Source organism: Sphingomonas melonis, from assembly GCF_013409985.1.
In the GTDB taxonomy this organism is placed as follows: domain Bacteria; phylum Pseudomonadota; class Alphaproteobacteria; order Sphingomonadales; family Sphingomonadaceae; genus Sphingomonas; species Sphingomonas melonis_A.
Window position 1 is genome coordinate 694239 of sequence record NZ_JACCBY010000001.1, and the last position, 19792, is coordinate 714030.

Consider the following 19792-nt stretch of genomic DNA (forward strand, 5'->3'; position numbering starts at 1 on the left):
TCCCCGTTTCCAGCAGAGGATTGACCGCGATGACTTCCTTCCGTGTCGGCGCGCTTGCCATCGCACTGGCGCTCACCGTCGGCGGCGCATCGGCGCAGGTGGCGACGCCAGCCCCCGCGCCGGTGCCGGGCGCCAAGCCGGTGACGATCGAGCGCGTCACCGTCCACGCCCCCAGCATCGAGGGCAATCTGGAGGGCGAGAGCCCCGATCGCGCGGTGCTGGTCGTGCTGCCGCCGAGCTATCGCAGCAGTCCGACGCGGCGCTATCCGGTGGTCTATGCGCTGCACGGCTATTCGATCGGCGCCGAGCAATGGATCGGCGAGATCCACGTGCCGCAGACGGTGGAGGGCGCCTTCGCCAAGGGCGCGCGCGAGATGATCGTCGTGCTGCCCGACAGCAAGACGGTGCACAACGGCTCCTTCTATTCCAGCTCGGTGACGGTCGGCGACTTCGAGACGTTCATCGCGAGGGACCTCGTCGCCTATGTCGATGGCCATTACCGGACGATCGCCGACCGGCGCAGCCGCGGCCTCGCCGGCCATTCGATGGGCGGCTACGGCACCGCGCGGATCGGGATGAAACATCCCGAGACGTTCGGCGCGCTGTACATGATGAGCCCGTGCTGCCTGTCGACGCGCGCGCTCGGCACGCCCGATGCCGCCAACGAGGCGGCGCTGCGCAGCCTGCGCGCGCCCGCCGACAGCGCCAGATTGTCCTGGGGCCTGCGCGCGCAGCTCGCCACCGCGGCGGCCTGGTCGCCCAACCCCAAGGCGCCGCCGCTGTTCCTCGACCTGCCGATCAAGGACGGCGTGCCGCAGCCCGACGTTCTGGCGCGCTGGTCGGCGAATGCGCCGCTCGCGATGCTTGACCAATATGCCGGCAACCTCAGGCGCTATGCGGCGATCGGCATCGATGTCGGCGACCGCGACGGGCTGAAGGACGACGCCGAGAGGCTCCACGCCGGGCTCGACCGCTACGGCATCGCCAACAGCTTCCAGATCTATCCGGGCGACCATACCAGCGGCGTCGCCGGCCGGGTGCAGGACGCCATGCTGCCCTTCTTCTCGCGCGCGCTGGTGTTCGGTCGATGACGCGCGGCTGGGGATTCGCGGCGGCGGCGGCGCTGCTGGCCACGACCGCGTCGGCGCAGGTGTGGCGGTCGGACCAGGGCGACGGCACGTTCCGCAACCCGGTGCTCTACGCCGATTATCCCGATCCCGACGTCATCCGCGTCGGCCGCGACTTCTACATGGCGAGCACCACCTTCGCCAACGTGCCGGGGATCACCATCCTGCACAGCCGCGACCTGGTCAACTGGACGATCGTCTCGCACCTCGTCGACCGGCTGGAGGGGCTGCCGCACTACGACCTCAAGGGCGGCAATGCCTATCGCAAGGGGCTGTTCGCCTCCAGCCTGCGCTACCATGCCGGCACCTATTATCTCGCCAATACGCCGGTCGGGCAGAAGACGCGCATCTGGTACGCCAAGGACGTGCGCGGGCCGTGGCGCTATCACGAGCTGGAGCGTGAGGCGTTCGATCCCGGCCTGTTCATCGAGGCGGACGGCCGCGCCTATCTCGCCACGGCGAGCACGGCCAACGGCACGGTGACGCTGCTGACGCTGGATGCGCAGCTGGCGCACGTCACCGACGCGCGGCGCATCCATTACATCAAGGGTGCGGAGGGATCGAAGATCATCCGCCGCGGTGACTATTATTATCTGTTCAATTCGCTGCCGCCGCGGCTGGCGCTGACCGTGTCGCGCGCGCGCAGCCTGTTCGGGCCGTGGGAGACGCGCGACCAGATCGACGACAAGACCGGCGGCCACCAGGGCGCGCTGGTCGACCTGCCCGACGGCCGCTGGTTCGGCTTCGTGATGGAGGACAGCGGCGCGATCGGCCGGATGACCAATATGAGCCCGGTATTCTGGCAGGACGACTGGCCGGTATGGGGCACGCCGGCCGCGCCCGGCGCCGTGCCGCGCCGTGCCGCCAAGCCGATCGCCGGTGCGCCGTTCGCCGAGCCGGCGACCTCCGACGATTTCAGCGCGCCGCGGCTGGGGCTGCAATGGCAGTGGAACCACAATCCCGATCCCGCACGCTGGTCGCTGCGCCAGCGGCCGGGCTGGCTGCGGCTGCGGCCGACGGTGGCGGAGCGGTTCTGGACCGCGCGCAACACGCTGACCCAGAAGGGGCAGGGGCCGGCGAGCCGCGGCGAGGTGAAGCTCGACATCCGCCATCTCGCGCCCGGCGACCGCTGCGGCTTCGGCACGCTCGGCCAGTATAGCGCCAATCTGACCGTCACCCGCGGTGCCGACGGCACGGCCGCGATCAGTGCTGAGGTGACGGAGGACAGGGTCGGCGGGGCGGTGACCACGACGCGCGCGACGGCACAGCTGCCGCGCGGCGACACTTTGTGGCTGCGCACCGACATGGACTTCACCACCGACCGCAGCCGGTTCGCCTATAGTGTCGACGGGCGGCGCTGGACGGCGCTCGGCGGTGACGCGCCGCTGGCGTTCGCGTGGCGCACCGGCACCTTCCAGGGCGAGCAATTCGCGCTGTTCTGCTATGCGGACAAGGCGAGTGCCGGGTGGATCGACATCGATCGCTTCACATTGTCGCCGCTGGCGCCGGCGGGGACGGTGCGGCCGTAACGCTCGTGCTGGGGCGGGGCGATATCCCGAGCGTTCGCCCTGAGCCTGTCGAAGGGCCGGTGGGACCCAGGGTGCTTCGACAGGCTTGGGCCGGATCGACATCCAGGCCAATTCCTCTCCCGTCGGGTTAAGGGCTATCGCCTATGGCTTCCGGTGATGAGGTTCGTGTCGGCGTCCTCCTCCTATCCGTCACCCCGGACTCGTTCCGGGGTCCACCGGGCCACGGGGGAATGGTGGCCCATCGAGCCTTCCCCCTCGCCGCAGAGTGGACCCCGGAACAGGTCCGGGGTGACGGGGTGGGATTGGGAGGCGGCGGACTCAAGCGAACGTCCACACGATAGCCTTGCCCTGCCGGTGCCGGCGTTATCTCCAAAGCTTGGATGCCGATCCCGTCTAGCACCAACGGGGGTGGATAAACCGCGCGTATGAGGCGCGTAAGGCGCCCTCAGACCCGCGTTTCGGCGGGCATCGCGTTGCGCGTGTCGCTGAGCGCGAGATCGACCAGCACCTGCATCGCCGCGGTCGCGGCGGTGGCGTCGCGCGCGGCGATCGCGTCATAGACGCGCGCGTGGTCGGGGATGGGATCGCGGGGCAGCGCGCGGGTGCGCTGCTTGAACTGCGTCGTCCAGGCGACCGCGGCGCCGATCGACGCGCCGAGCACGACCATTGCGTCGTTGCCGGTCGCGTGCAGCAGCGCGTCGTGGAAGTCGCGGTCGGCGGCGCGCCCTTCGGCGGTGGCGAGCGTGTGGCGGCGCATGCCCTTGAGCGCGTCGCCCATCCGCGTCAGGTCGGCGCGCGTGCGGCGCTCGGCAGCGAGCGCGGCGGCGGCGGGTTCGATCACCAGCCGCAGTTCGAACAGGCTGCGGATCAGCCGCGGGTCGGGCTCGCCGGCGAAGGCCCAGGCGAGCACGTCGGGATCGAGCAGGTTCCAGCGTTCGCGCGGCAGCACGTGCGTGCCGGTCTTGGGGCGGCTTTCGACCAGCCCCTTGGCGGTGAGCACCTGCACCGCCTCGCGATAGGCGCCGCGCGAGACGTCGAGCGCCTCGGCCGCGGCGACCTCGCCGGTCAGTACGTCGCCGGGGCGGTATTCGCCCGACAGGATGGCGATGCCGAGCTTGTTGGCGACGGCGCCGCGCAGCCGGCGCCCGGGTTTGCGGGTGCTCGGCACCGGTTCGGGCAGCGCTGCCATGCTGGTTTCTTCATCGGTCGGCACCAACAGACAAGGCCTTTATCAATGGGATAAGTCAATGAGCGACCAAGGTCGCGGTTCCCTGCTCGGTCAGCGGATCAGCGCGGCCTCACCCCAACTGGCGGGCTGCGCCACCTGCCCGTTGCCGGCGCGGGCGACGAGTTCGATGATCGTGACGCCGTCGACGTTCGCCTGCAACGGTGCGGCGGCCATGCCGAACGCCATCGGCGGCGACTTGCCCAGCAGGCGGCCGTCGCCCCACACTTCGAAGGTGATCGTGCCCGCCTGGCGCTGGCCCGAATCGTTGACCCCGACCTGCGCGGTGAAACGCGTGAAGCCCGCGTTGCGCACCTCGAGCCGCGAATTGGCGAGCACGCCGATGCCGGTGTCGAAGTCCTTGCCGGCGACGCGCATCAGCTTGCCATAAGGGGCGCGGTCGGCCTCGGCGCCGCCCCAGCCGCCATATTGCGGGTGATCGCCGGGGCCGCGGGTGCCGGTCCATGGCGTCAGCGAATGGTGAATGGTGGGATCGGGCTGCGGCGTCACCACGCCGTCGGCGGCGGGATTCACCCGGCCGGTCTGTTCGGAGAGGTAGAGGCCGTTGGCCAGCCGCCGCGTGCCGCTGGCGCGGAACACGCGCGTCTCGTGCGGCGCGAGCGTCAGCGCCAGCTCGCCCCGGAACCGGCTGTCCTGCTTGCTCCACAGGTCGCGCAGCCGCACGTCGGCGGTCTTCGCCAGCTTGAGATGGTCGGCGGTGAGGATCGCCTTGGCGGGCAGGGCGGTGCGGTTGAAGATCGCCACGCCCTTGCTGCCGTCGGCAAGCGTCTTGGCGAAGATCTGCACCTCGTCGGAATCATAGGCGAGCACCGCCTGATTGCCCGCCGGGTCCTGGTTGAGTGCGACGAGATCGGCGTTGCCGAAGATCGCGAGCTGTTCGGGGGTGAGCTTGCGCAGGTCGTAGCCGATGATCAGCGGCGCGTTGACCATCGCCCACAAGGCGAAATGCGAGCGCGCCTCGACCGCATGCGCGGCGTCGAAATCGCCGGTGCCGACGAACAGCATGTCGGGGTCGTTCCACGATCCCGGATGCGCGTAGAGCGGGCGGTGCGTCACCGTATCAAAGTTGGTGAGCATGCGCGACCAGACCGGCTGGATATCGTCGCTGGTGCGCGAGCTGTTGCCGACATCCTTGCCCCAGGCGCGCACGTCGCCCGCGCCCCACAGGCACAAGGAGAAGACATAGGGCCGGTCGCCGGCATGGGTGCGGATCGCGGTACCGACCTGTTCGTACAGGCGGCGCACCCCGGCGACGTCGGAGCCGCCCAGCGACTGCATGTCGACCAGCGGCGGCAGCGCGCGGTACAGCCCCGAGCGAACCCGCGGCGCATCGGCGGGCAGGCCGCGGATGCCGCAGGCGTCGACCTTGATGAAGTCGAAATTCCAGTCGCCGAAGTAGAGCTTCATGTCCTGATCGACATGGCCGTACAGGCCGACCTCGCGCTCGGCGACGCTGCCCTCGGGCTGGTTCTTGAAGTCGGGCGTGTAGATCTGGCCGCAGCTGTTGCGGCCGATGTCGGAATAGATCCCCGCCTTCAGCCCCATCGCGTGGAGCTTGTCGGTGAACGGGCGGAAGCTCGGGTCGCCGCCGGTCGCGGCGGACGGGAAATGATCGGTGCGGATCAGCATCCGCCCGTCCGGCTGGCGCCGCTTGAGCCACCAGCCGTCGTCGATATTGACGTAGCGATAGCCGAGATCGGCGAGCTTCGTGTCGAGCAGCGCCTGCGCGGAGGCGAGCACCTTTTCCTCGTCGACGTCGCTGTTGAAGGCGTTCCACGAATTCCAGCCCATCGGCGGGGTCGGCGCGTGGCCATTGGCATTGGCGCTCCAGCGGCCGGTGGCGGCGAGCGGATCGCGGTCCGCCGCCTGCGCACCGCTGGCGAGCGCGAGGAGCGACAGGCCGGCAAGGATGGTCGAACGGACGATCATTTGGGCAACTCCTGCGACTGGCGCGCGGCGAAGGTGGCGGTGCTGCCGGGCGCGGTGCCGGGCTGGCCGCCGCCGACGGTGACGCGGTACGTGCCTGCCGCGACCGCGCGCGTGCCGTCAACGGCGACCGAGCTGAGATCGCGCGGCGACAGGTCGAAGGTGACGGTGCGCGCCTCGCCCGGGCGCAGCGTGACGCGCTGGAAGCCGCGCAGCGCGACGCGCGGCATGCCGGGCTGATCGGGGAAGCCGAGATAGAGCTGCGCCACCTCTTCGCCCGGCCGGTCGCCGGTGTTGGTCAGCCGCGTGGTGACGCGCAGCCCGGTCTCCGCGCCGCCGCGCGCTGGCGTGACGGTGAGCGGGCCGTAGGCGAAGCGGGTGTAGCTGAGCCCGTGGCCGAACGGATAGACCGGCGTGCCGGTGAAATAGCGATAGGTGCGGCCCGTCATCGCATAATCGCCGAACGGCGGCAGATCGGCGACGCTGCGGTAGAAGGTCAGCGGCAGGCGGCCCGAGGGGTTGGTGCGGCCGGTGAGGATGTTGGCGGCGGCGAGGCCGCCGGTCTCGCCGGGATACCAGGCCTCGAGCACGGCGGCGGCATTGGCCTTGGCCCAGGCGAGGTTGATCGGGCTGCCGTTCATCGCGACGAGGATGATCGGCTTGCCGGTGGCGCGCGCCTGATCGAGCATCGCGAGTTGGTCGGCGGGGAGGTCGAGCGTCGTCTTGTCGCCGCCGGCGAAGCCGGGAACGGTGACGCCGGTCTCCTCCGCCTCCAGGTCGGAGGTGAGGCCGACGACCGCGACCAGCACGTCGGCGGTCGCGGCGGCGCGCTTCAGCTCGGCAGCGGGGGCGTCGGACACGCGCTTCCAGACGAGGTCGATGCCGCTGCCCTCGACCGTGATCGGATAGCGGCGGCCGGCGGTCAGCCTGACCGTGGTCATGCCGGGCAGGTCGTTCCAGCGCGCCTTGCGCCGGTCGGACAGGGTGCGGCCGTCGAGTTCCAGCGTGCCGCCCGCCCCCGACAGGCCGACGCGATAGGTGCCGGTCTCGGGCGGGACGAGGAAGCCGGTCCAGATCGTGCGATGCACGTCGGTGACGCGGGCGAGGTCGAGATTGCGGTCGCCGACATCGGGTTCGATCCGCGTCGCGACCGGCTCGGCCTGATATCTGACCGCGGCGATCGTCTTCTCGCGCGTGCCCGGGGCGTAGCGCGCGGGCAGCGGCGTCGCCGGGTTGAAATAGCGCGCGAGCAGGCCGGGCTTGCCGTCCGGCGTCTGCAAGGCGCTGGTCGGGATACGGTCGCCATCGGTCATCGATTCACCGAACGGCACCAACGTCACCTGGCTCGCGCCCAGCGTGGTGCGCAGGCCGTCGAGCAGCGACACCGGCGGCCCCGACAGCGGCGAAGAGTAATTGCCGCGCAGCACGCGGGTCGCGTCACCGAGCGGGCCGATCACCGCCACCTTCGTCCCGGCGCGCAGCGGCAGCGCGCCGTCGTTCTTGAGCAGCACCATCGAGCGTTCCGCGGCGGCGAGCGCCAGCGCGCGATGCGCCGGACTGGCGATCGCGCTGACCGGCACCGCCGCGGGCGCGCCGGCGAGGCCGGGCAGGTCGCCGTTGCGATAGCGCGCGGCGAACAGGCGGATCAGCGTGCGGTCGATGTCGCCTGCGGTGATCAGGTTGCGGCGCAGCGCCTCGCGATAGCGGTCCTCCAGCCCGGCGGTGTCGCCGATCGTCGCATTGTTGCACTCGCTGTCGACGCCGGCGCGCATCGCCGCGGCGACCGCGGTGGCGCCGTCGGGGGCATATTTGTGGTTGTCGGCGATGTCCTTCACCGCGTCGCAGTCGGAGACGACATAGCCGGTGAAGCCCCAGGCGCCGCGCAGATGCTCCTTGAGCAGCAGGTCGCTGGCGCAGGCGGGCTGGCCGTCGATGCGGTTGTAGGCGCACATCACCGATCCCGCGCGCCCCTCGACGATCGCGGCACGGAAGGCGGGGAGATAGGTGTCCTCGAGATCGTGCGCCGAGACGAAGACGTTCGCCTCGTGGCGGGTGCCTTCGGGACCGCTGTGGACCGCGAAATGCTTCGGCGTGGCGATCACCTGCGGCCGGTCGGGGTTAGGGCCCTGCATGCCGCGGACGAAGGCGACGCCCATCGTTGCGGTGAGGAACGGATCCTCGCCATAGGTCTCCTGCCCGCGGCCCCAGCGCGGATCGCGGAAGATGTTGATGTTGGGCGACCAGGTGTCGAGACCGGTGCCGATATGGCCAACCCGCCCGGTCTGGCGCGCGAGCGTGTGCAGCGCGCGCACCTCGGTGCCGATCGCGCCGGCGACGTCATGGACGAGCGGCGCGTCGAAGCTGGCGGCGAGGCCGATCGGCTCGGGGAAGTTGGTGGTGTTGCGCGCGCCCAGCGCGCCGTGCAGCGATTCCGTCCACCAATTGTAGGCCGGGACATTCAGCCGCGGAATCGCCGGCGCGACGTTGAGCAATTGCGGCAGCTTCTCCTCGATCGTCATCTTCGCGACCAGCGCCGACGCCATGCGGAGCGCGGGGTCGGTCGCCGCCTGCCGCGACGGCGCGGCGGGCTCGCGCGCCAGCACCGGGGTGAGCGCGAGCGCGAGGCCCGCCGTGGCCAGGCCTGCGGCCCGCATCGTGATCGCCATCATCGTCTCCCCTTGCGGCCTGGTTGCCGCTTATCGTGTCACCGGCATTTCGAACGTGCCGACCGGCAGTTGCGCGTCGTCGGCAAGGTTGATCGCGGGCGACTCCGCCCAGGCGTAGCGGACGCGCGTCACCGGCTTGCCGTCGCCGGGCAGCGTCACCGTCGTGCCGGCGACGCTGCCGCTGGCATAGCGGCAGGTGCCGGGCGCGGCGTCGCACAGTTCGAAGCCGATCGCGCGGTCCGACCCGCGCGCGTGCAGCGCGCCGGTGACGCCGTCGAAGCGCAAGCTGACGCCGCCGCCCGCCGCCCGGCTCGCGCCGGCGATCGCGGGGCCGGACGGGGCGATACGCTCGCCATAGACAATGGCGCGCATGACGCGGGCCAGCCGCTGGCCGACCTCGTGCTTCTCGCCGGGATGGATGTCGAGCACGTCGCCGATGTCCATCGCCACTGCGAGGCCCGCGCGCGGATCGGCGGCGGCGACGCGGCGCTGCGCATCGCGGACGCTGCCCCAGCCGCTGTCGGTGGGCGCGGTGGCCGGGATGCCGTAGGAGGAGAGCTGGACGACGCCGAACGCCGCCTGCGGACTGGCGAAGCGGCTGCGCCAGTCGGCGATCAGCGCGGCGAGGCGGCGGTCGTAGCCGGGGATGCCGGTGTCGGATTCGCCCTGGTACCAGGCGATGCCGGCGAGCCGCATCGTGCCGAGCGGCGCGATCATCGCATTGTAGAGCGTGCCGGCGCCGTTGATATCGTCCCACGGCACGCGCGGCGCCGCGCCGGCGAGGCGCCTGGCGACGGCGTAGCGCCAGTCGCGCCCGAGCGGCTGGCTGCTGCCGTCGGCGAAGGTGATGCGCATCGTCTCGGCCGGGCCGAGCATGCCGCCATAAGCGTAGACGTCGTCGTCGTTGACGGTGATGACGTTACGCCCCGCCTTCAGCGTGCCCGCGGGCAAGGCATAGACGCGCGACTGCGAGGCGAGGCTGCTGCCGCCGACGCCGATACCGTTGACCCAGGTGCGATCGGCGTCGTCGACCATGCCGAGCACCAATGTCGCGGGACCGCGCGCCTGCTCCGCCGTCACCTCGATCGTGCGTTGATACCAGATCATGCCGTTGTAATCGGCGAGGTCGGGTACGCCCCAGGTTTCGAACGCGGTCATCGCCGGCACCGGCTTCCAGTCGAGCGCGGCATCGGCCTGCCACGGTTCGCCGCCACGCGCGTCGCCCGAGCCGGCGCGCCACCAATCCTCCCAGATCGCCGAGGCGCGGCGGTTGGCGGCGGCAGGATCGCGGGCGTAGAGCGCGAGCAGGTCGGCGGCATCGCCCATGTTGGACGCGCGCAGCGCCGGTGCGCTCATCCAGGCGCTGATCCGCGATCCGCCCCAGCTCGAATGGATGGCGCCGATCGGCACCTTGGCGGTGCGGCGCAGCGCCTGCACCATGTAGAAACAGGCCGCCGAGAAGGTCTGCGCGGTGTTGCCGTCGGCGGCGACCCAGTGCGGCGCCTGATCGAAGCGGGCGAGCGGCGCGGGGGCGGCGACCTTGGCGATGGTGAGCAGCCGCAACTGGTCGTCGAGCGGCGGATGCGCGTCGGGGAAGAGCGTCTGCGCGTCGGCGACCGCCAGTTCCATGTTGCTCTGGCCGGAACAGAGATAGACGTCGCCGATCAGGATGTCGCGCATCACCGCCGCGCCGCTCGCCGCCGCGATCGTCAGGTCATAGGGGCCACCGGCGGGCAGCGCCGGCAGCCGCGCCGCGAACCGGCCGTCGCGCCCCGCTTTGGCGGTGACGGTGCGGCCCGCGAGGGTGATCATCACCGTCTCGCCCGCCGCCGCCTCGCCGGCGAGATCGATCGGCTGGTCGCGTTGGATCACCGCATGATCGGACAGCACGCCGTCGAGCCGCGGCGCCGCGCTGGCCGGGGTGGCGCAGGCGAGCGCGACGAGGGCGCAGGAGGCGAGGGCAAGCGTCCGCATGGGCTGGTCTTTCCGGGTCAAATGGGTTGCAGGCCGTGACGGACGATCCGTTCGATCAGGTCGCGGTGGCGCGGCAGGCTGGCGACCATGCGCTGCGTCTGCACCGCAGTCTCGCGGCGCGCGCGGCGGGCGAGTTCGGCGTCCGCGTCGGTCGTGCCGGGCAGCACCGCGCTGCGGGCGCCCATGCCGTACAGGACATATTGGTAACTGGCGGAGGGGAAGACCTCCTCGGCGCGATCGAATTCGTCGTGCAGCCAGGGCGATTGATGCTGCCACAGCTCCATCAGACCGCGGAGGCGGTCGGGAATCGTCTCCGGCCGCGCATTGTCGCGCCAGAAGTCGGTGTCGGTCCGCTGCGTCAGCGCATAATGGAGCTTGAGGAAGTCGATGATCCGGCCCCAGCGATAATCGGTCGTGTCGTTGAAGCGGCGCGCGACGACGTCCATCACCTCGCGGCACGGCGGCAATTGCTCGGCGATCATCTTGGCGGACAGTTCGATCAGCACGATCGCCGAGGCTTCGAGCGGTTCGAGGAAGCCCGCCGCCAGCCCGACCGCGACGCAATTGCGCTCCCAGAAGCGCGTGCGGTGGCCGGCGCGGATCGCGAGCTTGCGCACCGGGAGGTCGTCGCCGGCGGGGCCGATATAGGCGCGCAGTTCGCGTTCGGCGACGTCGACGTCGATATGGCTGCTCGAGAAGACATGACCGACGCCGCGCCGCGTCGGCAGGCCGATGTCCCAGATCCAGCCCGCCGATTGCGCGGTGGAGATGGTGTGGCTGGCGATCGGATCGTCGGGCTGCGCATAAGGCACCTGGATCGCCAGCGCGGTGTCGCAGAACAACGTGTCGGTGCAGCTGCGGAACGGCACCCCCATCGCCTTGCCGATCAGCAGCGCGGCGAAGCCGGTACAGTCGACGAACAGGTCGCCGTCGATCGCGATCCCCTGTTCGGTGTCGAGGCGGACGATGTCGCCGCCCGCGTCCTTATGCACCTCGGTCACGTCGGCGAGGATGTGGCGCACGCCGAGCGTCTCGCAGCAATGCCGCTGGAGGAACTGCGAGAATTTGCCGGCGTCGAGGTGATAGGCGTAATTCGCCTGCCCCTCATATTCGGGGGTCGCCATCGTCTTGGGGGCGAGGCCCGCGTCGCAAATCCGGCCCTGCGGCGTCACCGTGTCGCAGAAGCTCGCGCCGCCATCCTCCGATAGCCAATGGGGTGCGAGGTTCACGCTGCCGAACTGCTGCGGCAGCATCAGCGGGTGGTAATAACCGTCGTCGGCTGCGCCGGTCGTCCAGCGGTTGAAGCGTGCGCCCTGTTTGAACGAGGCGTCGCACTGGCGGAAGAATTCGGTTTCCGACACGCCCATCCGCTTGAGCGTGCTGCGCAGCGTCGGCCACGTGCCCTCGCCGACGCCGATGATCGGCACGTTGGGGGATTCGACGAGGGTGACGGTGAAGCCGTGCGGGCGCTGGCCCTGATGGCGGGCGGCGATCACCCCCGCGGTCAGCCACCCTGCGGTGCCGCCGCCGACGATGACGATGTTCCTGATCTGGTGCATGGCTTTGCGTGTTCGCAAACATGGCGGAGCGCAACCGACGTCGCGCTCCGCCGGGGGAGGATCAGAAGCGGTAGCGGGCGCCGACCGTGTACCGGCGACCGTAATCGAACACGTCGAGCAGCTGGTTGGAATAGCGGCCGTGGGTGCTCTGCTGGTTGTTGTTGACGTTGAGCGCCTCGCCGAAGACGCTGAAGTTCTTCGTCACGTCGTAGCTCGTCGTCAGATCGATCTGGAAGCTCTGGTTGACGAAGGTCGGCTCCGATCCATAGGAGCCGGTGTTCTGGTTCTGCCCAAATTGGAGCAGATACTTGTCGCGCCAGTTCACCGCCGCACGGAACTGGAACCCAGACTTGTCGTAGAAGCCGACGAAATTGGCCGAATTGGCAAGCCCCGTCACCGCAAAGCCGGTCTGCGACACGTTCTTGTCGTCATAGGGCCGGTTGGTGTTGACGAATGTCGCGTTGGCCTGGAAGCCGAAGCCGGTTTCGCCAAATACCTGCTGCCACGCCAATTCGACGCCGCGCACCGTCGCGTCAGGTCCGTTGACCTGCTGCGACACGGCGAAGCTCGCCAGCACGCCCGTCGTCGGATCGATCACGCCGTTGATCGCCTGACGGGTCACGCCGCCGACGATGAAGTTGCTGACGTTTTTCAGGAAGAAATTGACCGACAGATACGAGTTGCGGCGATAATACCATTCCGCACCAAGATCGAAATTGTCCGAGAGATATGGCTTCAACGTGGCATTGCCGCCGCTCGCTGACAGGGCGCCGATACGCTGTCCGCTGCCCACGTTGAGCACTGGGTTAAGCAGATTCAGCGTCGGCCGGGTCAACGTGCGCGACGCATCGACGCGCACGATCAGATTGTCGGTCAGCTCCAGCTTCGCGTCCAAGCTCGGCAGCAGATACGAGTAGGAGTTCTTGACCGTATTCGGCTGCACCGGCGTGTAGCCATCGGGCACCCCCGGCGCCGGCGAGGGGATCGTCAGCAGCGTTCTGTCGGCGGTGCTCGTCTGGAAGTAGATCGGCAGTCGGCCCTGACCTGTCGAGACGAGGCTGGTCACTTCGTTGCGGATGCCCGCATTGAAGGTGAAGGGCAGGCTGCCGATCTCGGTCTTGAAATTGGCGCTGAAGTACAGCGACCACGTCCGCTCGCGTACGCGCTGGATGCTGCCCGGATCGACCGCCTCATCGAACGTTCCGGTAAAGCCGTTGACGTTGCCGTAGTTGAAGCCGGGGACAGTCTGCGCCGACGGATTGCCAAGGCTGGTAAGGTAGTTCTGGTAGGCCACCGGGCTGAACACGAAGACCGACGGGGGCAGGCTGCCCTTGAAGCCGGGGATGAAGTCGTTGAGGCCGATTGAGCCCTGATACAGGCTCGCGGGGATCGGGGCGATGCCGGCCGTGCCCCCGGACGGTGCACCGTAGCCGGCGTAAGCCTGCCAGAAGTTGTTGACGAAGGTGCTCTGGTTGCGGAAGTTGAACGTGTCCTGATAATATTGGCCACCGGCCTTCAGAGTCACATTGTCCTGCTTCCAGGTGGCGTTGCCACGGAACTGTACCAGTTCGTCGGTATTGTGCTGCGTCTGGTTGACTGCAACGTGGCTGCCGATCAGCGACTGGTCCGCCCAGGCGGCGCTGTTGCCGGCAGGGCCGAAGTTGCTGATCGTCGGGAAAGAGTTCTTGCTGTCTCCGGTGACGTTGAAGCGCAGGTTGTTACCCAGCGCGCTACCGTAGCCAATGTCGCCATTGCGGCTACCGATCACGTCGCCTGGATTGAGCCAGCTCTTCGCGTAGGACACGTCGCCTTCCAGCGTCAGATTGTCGGTCGCATCATATTTGACGTTGAGACCGGTCTGGTTGGTCTGCAGAACCTGCTTGTTCAGCGCCGAGGTGAAGTCGGTCGGCGTGCCGGCCTGAGTGAAGTCGGTCGCCGTGCCGTTCTTGTCGAGCGTCACGTTGCGCAGGTCGCCCTGGTTGAACCAGACGCCGAACGCGTAATTTTCCTGGGTGATCGTCTGACGCGAGAAATTGTTGTCGATCGTCAGCATCAGGTCGTCGGACGGATGGTATTGCAGGGCGATGCGCGCATCGACGCGCTCATCCTGCACGCGCTGCTGCTCGGCGCCATATTGCTGCGGGAACCAACCGGTCAATGATTTGCGATTGGCCGGATTGGCGTACGCCGGGGACGTCGTATCGCTGGTCGGCGCACAGGCGCCGGTGCTGCCGGCAAGCTGGCAGGGCGCGTAATTACCGCCGGGCCAACCCGACACATAGACGCGGTTGGTATCGGTATCACGCTTGGTATAGATCACGTCGGCAAGAACGCCGAAGGTTTCGTCGGCGTTGGTGCTGCTGACCAGCAAGCCACCGGTCGGCACGATCTTGCCCGAACGATCCTGGATCGAGCCCGAGCCTGTGGCCGCCACGCGGAAGCCGGGATGGTCGAACGGCTTCGGAAACTGGATGTCGACAGTAGCGCCGATCGAGTTGGCTGACAGCGACACGTCCGGCGTCTTGAGGACGCTGAGCTGGCCGATGAAATCGACGCCGACGGTGCTGAAGTCGATCTGGCGACCGCCGGTCGCGGTCGAGATGCGGCGGCCGTCGTACAGCGTCGTGTTGAAGTCGCCGCCGAAGCCGCGGACGGTGATGCCGGTCGGCTCGCCGCGCGAACCCGAGCGCTGGATCGAGACGCCGGGCAGGCGCTGGAGCGACGCGGCGACGTTCGAATCCGGGAACTTGCCGATATCCTCGGCGGAGATGACATCGACCACGCCCGAGGAGGTGCGCTTGAGGTCGAGGTTGCGCTGCAACGAGCCGCGCAGACCGACGACGACGATATCGTCACCGGGGCCTTCGGCGCTGTTGCCCTGCGACACGTCCTGCGCGGTCGCCGCATCCTGCGGCTGGCCGGCTTCCGAGGCGGTCGTGGTGTTGGTGGTGGCGGGCACCGCCGGCTGCGGCGCGGCGGGCTGGCTGGTCGTGCTGTTCTGCAGATTGCCCTGGTCCTGGGCGAGCGCGGGAGCGGCCCAGGCGAAGGTCGCCAGGCTGGTCGCGCAGGCGAGGACATGGATTCGGCGGAAGGTGCGGGCTCCGGCACGAGCGCGCATGGTCGTAGGCATTCAGCATCCCCTCTATGATGTCGCGCTACCCCTTCTTGCGGGGGTGCGAGCGACTGCTCTGTTTCTCTGCCGATTCGGGTGCATCGCACCCTCACCGATCCGGAACGGTAGCGCTCACAATACGCAAACAGCGGGTGTTTGCAAGCATTTGTAAGAGTGATCACCCGCTATGCAGCGCCGGTCGGCTGTGCGATCTCTAGCGCTAACACGGCGCAAACGATCGGAGGGGTGGATGCCGGATTGGCAGATGTTGAATAGCGCGGATCATGCCGCGTTGCGGCTGTCACGCAGCGGCGACGGTGAGCGTCATTTCGCCCAGATCGTCGCCGACGAATTCCTGAAGGCTGCGCCTTATTATCCGATCCTCTTCACCAAACATCCCGATACCGGCGCCTTCTACGCTGGGGTCGTCATGGGGCTGGAGCCGGGGCGCAACCTGATGACCGCAACCGGGCGGCTGTCCGACTATCGGCCCGCCGATCTGGAGCGGCAGGGCTTCTTCATCGCCGACGGACAGGTGGTGATCGATCGCGACCACGCCGTCTTCGCCGCGGGCGAGGGGCAGGCGCTGTTCGAGCCAACCGGCGAGGCGGCACCGGCGCTCAGGCGCGTGCAGCAGGCGCTGCACGTGCTCGATCAGGGTATTCCTGCCACCGATGCGGTCATCCGCCGCTTCCTCGACCATGGATTGCTCGAGCCGATCGACGTTTCGATGCAGTTCGACGACGGCCGGCATCTGCGGCTCGACGGCCTCTACACGGTCAGCCTCGACGCGCTGCATGCGCTGTCCGATGCGGCGGCGCTGGCGCTGTTCCGCAACGGCGACCTGCAACTCGCTTATGCGCAGACCGGGTCGGTCCGCCATCTGCGCACGCTCGGCCGGATCCACAACGACCGGCTCGCGGCGGCGGCGCTGTGATCGAAGCGGCGGCGGCGTGCGCGCTGGCCGATCCCGAGGCGTTCCGCGCGACCGTGATGACCGCGGGCGCGCCGGTCGTCCTGCGCGGCGCAGCGCGGCACTGGCCGATGCTCGCGGGCGGGCAGGACACGGTGGTCGCGGCGCTGCTCGCCTTCGATGCGGGGCGATCGGCGGAGATGTTCGTCGGGCCGCCGGCGATCGGCGCGCGCTATCATTATGACGAGGGGCTTGCCGGGTTCAACTTCACCCGCAGCACGCTGCCGTTCCGCGAGGCGCTGGCGCGCATCCTCGATACCGCCGGCCAGCCCGACGCGCCGAGCCTGTACATGGGGTCGCTGACTGCGGAGACCTGTTTTCCGGGCATCGAGCAGGTCGTGCGGCTGCCGTTCGTGCCGCCGGCGGTGCGCCCGCGCCTCTGGATCGGCCATGGCTCGACCGTCGCATGCCATTACGACACGATGGACAATGTCGCCTGCGTCGCGGCGGGGCGGCGGCGGTTCACGCTTTTCCCGCCCGACGCGATCGCCGATCTGTACGTCGGGCCGATCGATCATACGATGGCGGGGCAGCCGGTCGCCCTGGCGGTCGGCAGCGCGCCCGGCGATCCGCGGTTCCCGCGTTTCGAGCGCGTCCGCGACCGCGCCTTGGTGGTCGAGCTGGAGCCGGGCGACGCGCTCTACGTCCCCAAATTATGGTGGCATCAGGTCGAGGCGATCGGCGCGGTCAACGTGCTGGTCAATTTCTGGTGGGACGGCTTCGCCGACGGCCCGGACCAGCCCTATACCGCGATGATGCTGGCGCTGATCGCGATCGCCGAGCGGCCCGCCGCCGAGCGCGCCGCGTGGCGTTCATGGTTCGATCATTATGTCTTCCGGCCGGAGAGGCATCCGCTCGCCTTCCTGCCGCCGGCCAGGCACGGCATCCTCGACGGCCAGCCGGAAAGCCGTGGCCGGCTGCGCGCGCTGGTGATGCGGCTGCTGCGCGGCGGCTGAGCCGCGCCGTCAGCCGAGCGGGCGCAGCACCACCTCGGTCGGCGCGGACGTCAGTCCTATCGTGACGCCGCCGCGCTCCGCCACGCCGGTCGACGGCGCATAGTCGCGGCCGCGCGCGGTGGTGCGGGTGACGAACAGCCGGGCGAGGGGCGTGTGCGCGTCGGCGGGATCGAGCGTCAGCGCGATCGTGCCGGTGGCCGGCGTGTAACGCGCTGCGGCGATCCGCCCCGCCTCCAGCGTGATCCACTGGCCGGCGGGCGCGACGAACAGCCGCGTGCGCGCGCCGTCGCGCGGCCGGATCGTCACGCTGCCACGCGCACGCGTCACCGCGCCGCCGAAGCCGAGCCAGCCGAAGGTCGGATCGTCGACCAGATAGCTCGCCACCGCATAGGCATGCGCGAAATAGCCCATGCCATAATCGCCGCTATATGGGTCCCAGCGCATCCGGTCGGGCCAGGCGTGGAAGGCGGCGGAGGCGAAGCCGTCGGTATCGATATTGGTGATGCCACCCATCAGCCCGCCATAGGCAACGCGCAGCAGGTGCAGGTCGGCGGGATCGCGGCGGAAGGACTCGAACAGCGGCAGCGCGTTGTTGGTCGATCCGTAATGATGGATCTGGCGCTCGATGCGCGGATCTTTGCCGCCGTACAGGAAGTCCCAATAGCGCCGGGCGTTGCCGTTATAGCCCCAGCTCGGCATCGTGGGATCGTAGCCCAGGATCACCTCGCGCGTCTGCACCGCCTGCCGGTCGTAGCCGAAATGGCGCAGCCAGTCGTACACCTCCGGCTGGCCGGTCGAATCCCATGCCATCTCGCTGCCGAAGGGATAGCGCAGCCCCGCCCAATGATCGGCGCGGCGGCGCATCAGCGCCTCGACGGTGTCCGCCTCGGCGGTCATCCCCTCGCGGCGCAGGTCGGCCAGGATGTCGAGGAAGACGTTGCCCTCCATCTGGCCGAACTGCGTGTAATGTGGCGCGTCGCGCATCATCGCGACGATCGTCCGTTGCGCCCAGCCGAGATACCAACGCCAGTCGTGCCGCCGCACCAGCCCGTCATGGTTGCGCGCCAGCCGGTAGAGCACCCAATGGCCGATCGCGACATGCGGGTAATTGTACGACCGGCCGAGGTCGGCGGCCTGCCGGGCGGTCCACGCCGTCCAGCTCTTCCATTGCGCCGGATCGCGATAGAGCGTCGGAAAGCGGGCCGGATCGTAATAGAACAGGCTCTTGCGCACGCCGCCGGCATGCGGCCCGTCGGCGACCTGCAGCCGGCCGACCACCGTTTCGTCGACCAGCCGTTCCAGCTTGGCGACCTCGCCCGGCTCGGGATGGTCGAGCTGCTTCATCATCGCCGCGACCCAGCTGCCCGCGCCGCCCTCGTCGCTCATCCCGGCGATCCACACGCGCGGCTCGATGTCGACGATGCGCTGCGCCGCATGGTCGTAGGTGAGGATCGCCGGCGAGCGGCCGAACGGATCGCCCTTGCCCTCATACCATTGCCGCGTCGTCGCGAAGCGGCCAAGCGCCGCCATCGTCGCGTCGAGCGGGCGGGTGACGTAATAGCTCACCGTCTGCCGCTGGCCGTCGGCGTAGCGCAGCGTCAGCCGCGCCGGGCCGAAGCCGTGGCTGGTGACCGCAAGCCGCGTCCAGCCGTGGACCGCGCCGTCGCGGCGCACCGCCAGCGCGCCCGCGGGGCTGCTCTCGATCGCGGTGATCGCGGCGGGCGCGCGGAGGAACAGCGTCGCGGGCTGGTCGGTCGGCACGACATAGCCAGGGATGCCGACCGCGACCGGGCGATGCTGCGCGATCAGCGTCGGCTCGATCGCGCGGATCGACCGCGCGCTGACGAGGCGCAGGCCGATCTCGACGCTGGCGCCCGGCGGGAGGGTGCGGCTGGTCGGCACGTTCCATTGTTCGCCGGCGTCGCGCCATTCGCGCTCGACGAAGCCGCGCGAATGAACCAGCCAGTCGTAGAAGCCCTCGAACGTCTGCTCGCGCGGCGTCCTTTCGGTGAAGACGCTGCCGGCGGGCGCGTCGGCGGCATCGGCGAGCGGCGCATAGGCCTCGAACGGCGTGCCGCGGCCGGGGAGGACGAGCAGCGCCGGCCCCTGGCCGTTGAGCCGCGTCACCTGAAGATAGCCGGCGTCGCGGCCGATATAGGGGTCGGCGAAGCTCGCCTGCGCATGCGCCTGGTCGAGGTCGCGGCCGGTGATGATATTGTCGAACGCCATCGGCATGCCGAGCCCGCCGATCTCGACCGGCGCCGCCGAGCGGTTGGTCAGCCGGAAGCGCAGGCCGAGCGCGCCGCCGTCGGTCAGCCAGCGCCGCTCGACGGACAGCGGGATGCCGTCGCCCATGCTGGCGGTGATGTCGGCGGCGGCGATCGTGCCCCGCCCGGCGGGCAGCGGCCGGATCGGGCGACGGCGATGCGCCGAGCCGAAATCGCGCCACGGCCCGCCCGCGCTGCGCAGGCGGATGTCGATGTCGCCGACATGATTGTAGCCGTCCCCCGCCCGCTCCGCCTCGCGGGCCGTCGGGACGAAGCTGAACCCCGGCTCCGCCACCGGCGACAGCCGCGCCAGCGTTTGCGTATCGGAGCGCAGCTCGCCCCGCAGCGCTCCCACCGCGAACGGCGTCCGTTCCGCAACCGGCGCTGCACCCAGGAGCAGGACGAGCAGACCGGGCGCGACGAGCGGGGACAGGCGGGAGCGAAGCATGCAGGCCTC

At 69.4% G+C, this 19792-nt stretch carries 11 protein-coding genes; 4 read left to right on the forward strand and 7 right to left on the reverse strand.

Translation table 11 applies throughout. The annotated features are described in order from the left end of the window. Positions 1 to 29: 29 nt before the first annotated feature. Together HD841_RS03520 and HD841_RS03525 are read left to right on the forward strand one after the other, a co-directional pair. Positions 30 to 1091 carry an alpha/beta hydrolase gene (locus HD841_RS03520; RefSeq protein ID WP_218845355.1) on the forward strand — a complete coding sequence of 354 codons (1062 nt, stop codon included), beginning with the start codon at positions 30 to 32 and terminating at the stop codon, positions 1089 to 1091. After that, positions 1088 to 2656 carry a glycoside hydrolase family 43 protein gene (locus tag HD841_RS03525; RefSeq protein ID WP_179507483.1) on the forward strand — a complete coding sequence of 523 codons (1569 nt, stop codon included), beginning with the start codon at positions 1088 to 1090 and terminating at the stop codon, positions 2654 to 2656. The genes HD841_RS03520 and HD841_RS03525 overlap by 4 nt, the downstream gene beginning before the upstream one ends. A gap of 445 nt (positions 2657 to 3101) precedes the next feature. Here the strand turns inward: HD841_RS03525 and HD841_RS03530 are convergent, their stop codons facing one another. The 6 genes from HD841_RS03530 to HD841_RS03555 form a co-directional block, all read right to left on the reverse strand. Beyond that, entirely contained in the window at positions 3102 to 3845 is a 744-nt protein-coding gene (locus HD841_RS03530; protein WP_179507484.1) for a FadR/GntR family transcriptional regulator, read from the reverse strand. Between the two features lie 90 nt (positions 3846 to 3935). Further along, positions 3936 to 5831: an NPCBM/NEW2 domain-containing protein gene (locus HD841_RS03535; RefSeq protein WP_179507485.1), complete on the reverse strand. Its 1896-nt coding sequence runs from the start codon at positions 5829 to 5831 to the stop codon at positions 3936 to 3938. Next, positions 5828 to 8494 (reverse strand): glycoside hydrolase family 3 C-terminal domain-containing protein, encoded by a 2667-nt coding sequence (locus HD841_RS03540; RefSeq protein ID WP_179508079.1) that lies wholly within the window; start codon positions 8492 to 8494, stop codon positions 5828 to 5830. Before HD841_RS03540 ends, HD841_RS03535 begins: the two co-directional genes overlap by 4 nt. A gap of 30 nt (positions 8495 to 8524) precedes the next feature. Beyond that, positions 8525 to 10468, reverse strand: a complete 1944-nt coding sequence (locus HD841_RS03545; protein ID WP_179507486.1) for a sialate O-acetylesterase — start codon at positions 10466 to 10468, stop codon at positions 8525 to 8527. 17 nt (positions 10469 to 10485) lie between these two features. Beyond that, positions 10486 to 12027, reverse strand: a complete 1542-nt coding sequence (locus HD841_RS03550) for a tryptophan halogenase family protein (protein WP_179507487.1) — start codon at positions 12025 to 12027, stop codon at positions 10486 to 10488. 61 nt (positions 12028 to 12088) lie between these two features. Next, a complete protein-coding gene (locus HD841_RS03555; RefSeq protein WP_257015188.1) occupies positions 12089 to 15157 on the reverse strand; it encodes a TonB-dependent receptor in 3069 nt (1022 codons plus the stop codon). Between the two features lie 247 nt (positions 15158 to 15404). On the opposite strand from HD841_RS03555, the gene HD841_RS03560 reads away from it, so the two are divergent. Continuing rightward, complete coding sequence (locus tag HD841_RS03560; RefSeq protein ID WP_257015189.1) at positions 15405 to 16076, forward strand: SapC family protein; 672 nt, start codon at positions 15405 to 15407, stop codon at positions 16074 to 16076. Further along, positions 16073 to 17068, forward strand: a complete 996-nt coding sequence (locus tag HD841_RS03565) for a cupin-like domain-containing protein (RefSeq protein WP_373562918.1) — start codon at positions 16073 to 16075, stop codon at positions 17066 to 17068. Before HD841_RS03560 ends, HD841_RS03565 begins: the two co-directional genes overlap by 4 nt. A 9-nt stretch (positions 17069 to 17077) precedes the next feature. Here the strand turns inward: HD841_RS03565 and HD841_RS03570 are convergent, their stop codons facing one another. Next, a complete protein-coding gene (locus HD841_RS03570; protein ID WP_179507489.1) occupies positions 17078 to 19783 on the reverse strand; it encodes a DUF5695 domain-containing protein in 2706 nt (901 codons plus the stop codon). Between the last annotated feature and the right edge of the window lie 9 nt (positions 19784 to 19792).

Coding starts and splice junctions, on each gene's coding strand:
- HD841_RS03520 (WP_218845355.1), top strand. CDS start 30: ATGACTTCCTTCCGTGTCGGCGCGCTTGCCATCGCACTGGCGCTCACC.
- HD841_RS03525 (WP_179507483.1), top strand. CDS start 1,088: ATGACGCGCGGCTGGGGATTCGCGGCGGCGGCGGCGCTGCTGGCCACG.
- HD841_RS03530 (WP_179507484.1), bottom strand. CDS start 3,845: ATGGCAGCGCTGCCCGAACCGGTGCCGAGCACCCGCAAACCCGGGCGC.
- HD841_RS03535 (WP_179507485.1), bottom strand. CDS start 5,831: ATGATCGTCCGTTCGACCATCCTTGCCGGCCTGTCGCTCCTCGCGCTC.
- HD841_RS03540 (WP_179508079.1), bottom strand. CDS start 8,494: ATGGCGATCACGATGCGGGCCGCAGGCCTGGCCACGGCGGGCCTCGCG.
- HD841_RS03545 (WP_179507486.1), bottom strand. CDS start 10,468: ATGCGGACGCTTGCCCTCGCCTCCTGCGCCCTCGTCGCGCTCGCCTGC.
- HD841_RS03550 (WP_179507487.1), bottom strand. CDS start 12,027: ATGCACCAGATCAGGAACATCGTCATCGTCGGCGGCGGCACCGCAGGG.
- HD841_RS03555 (WP_257015188.1), bottom strand. CDS start 15,157: ATGCCTACGACCATGCGCGCTCGTGCCGGAGCCCGCACCTTCCGCCGA.
- HD841_RS03560 (WP_257015189.1), top strand. CDS start 15,405: ATGTTGAATAGCGCGGATCATGCCGCGTTGCGGCTGTCACGCAGCGGC.
- HD841_RS03570 (WP_179507489.1), bottom strand. CDS start 19,783: ATGCTTCGCTCCCGCCTGTCCCCGCTCGTCGCGCCCGGTCTGCTCGTC.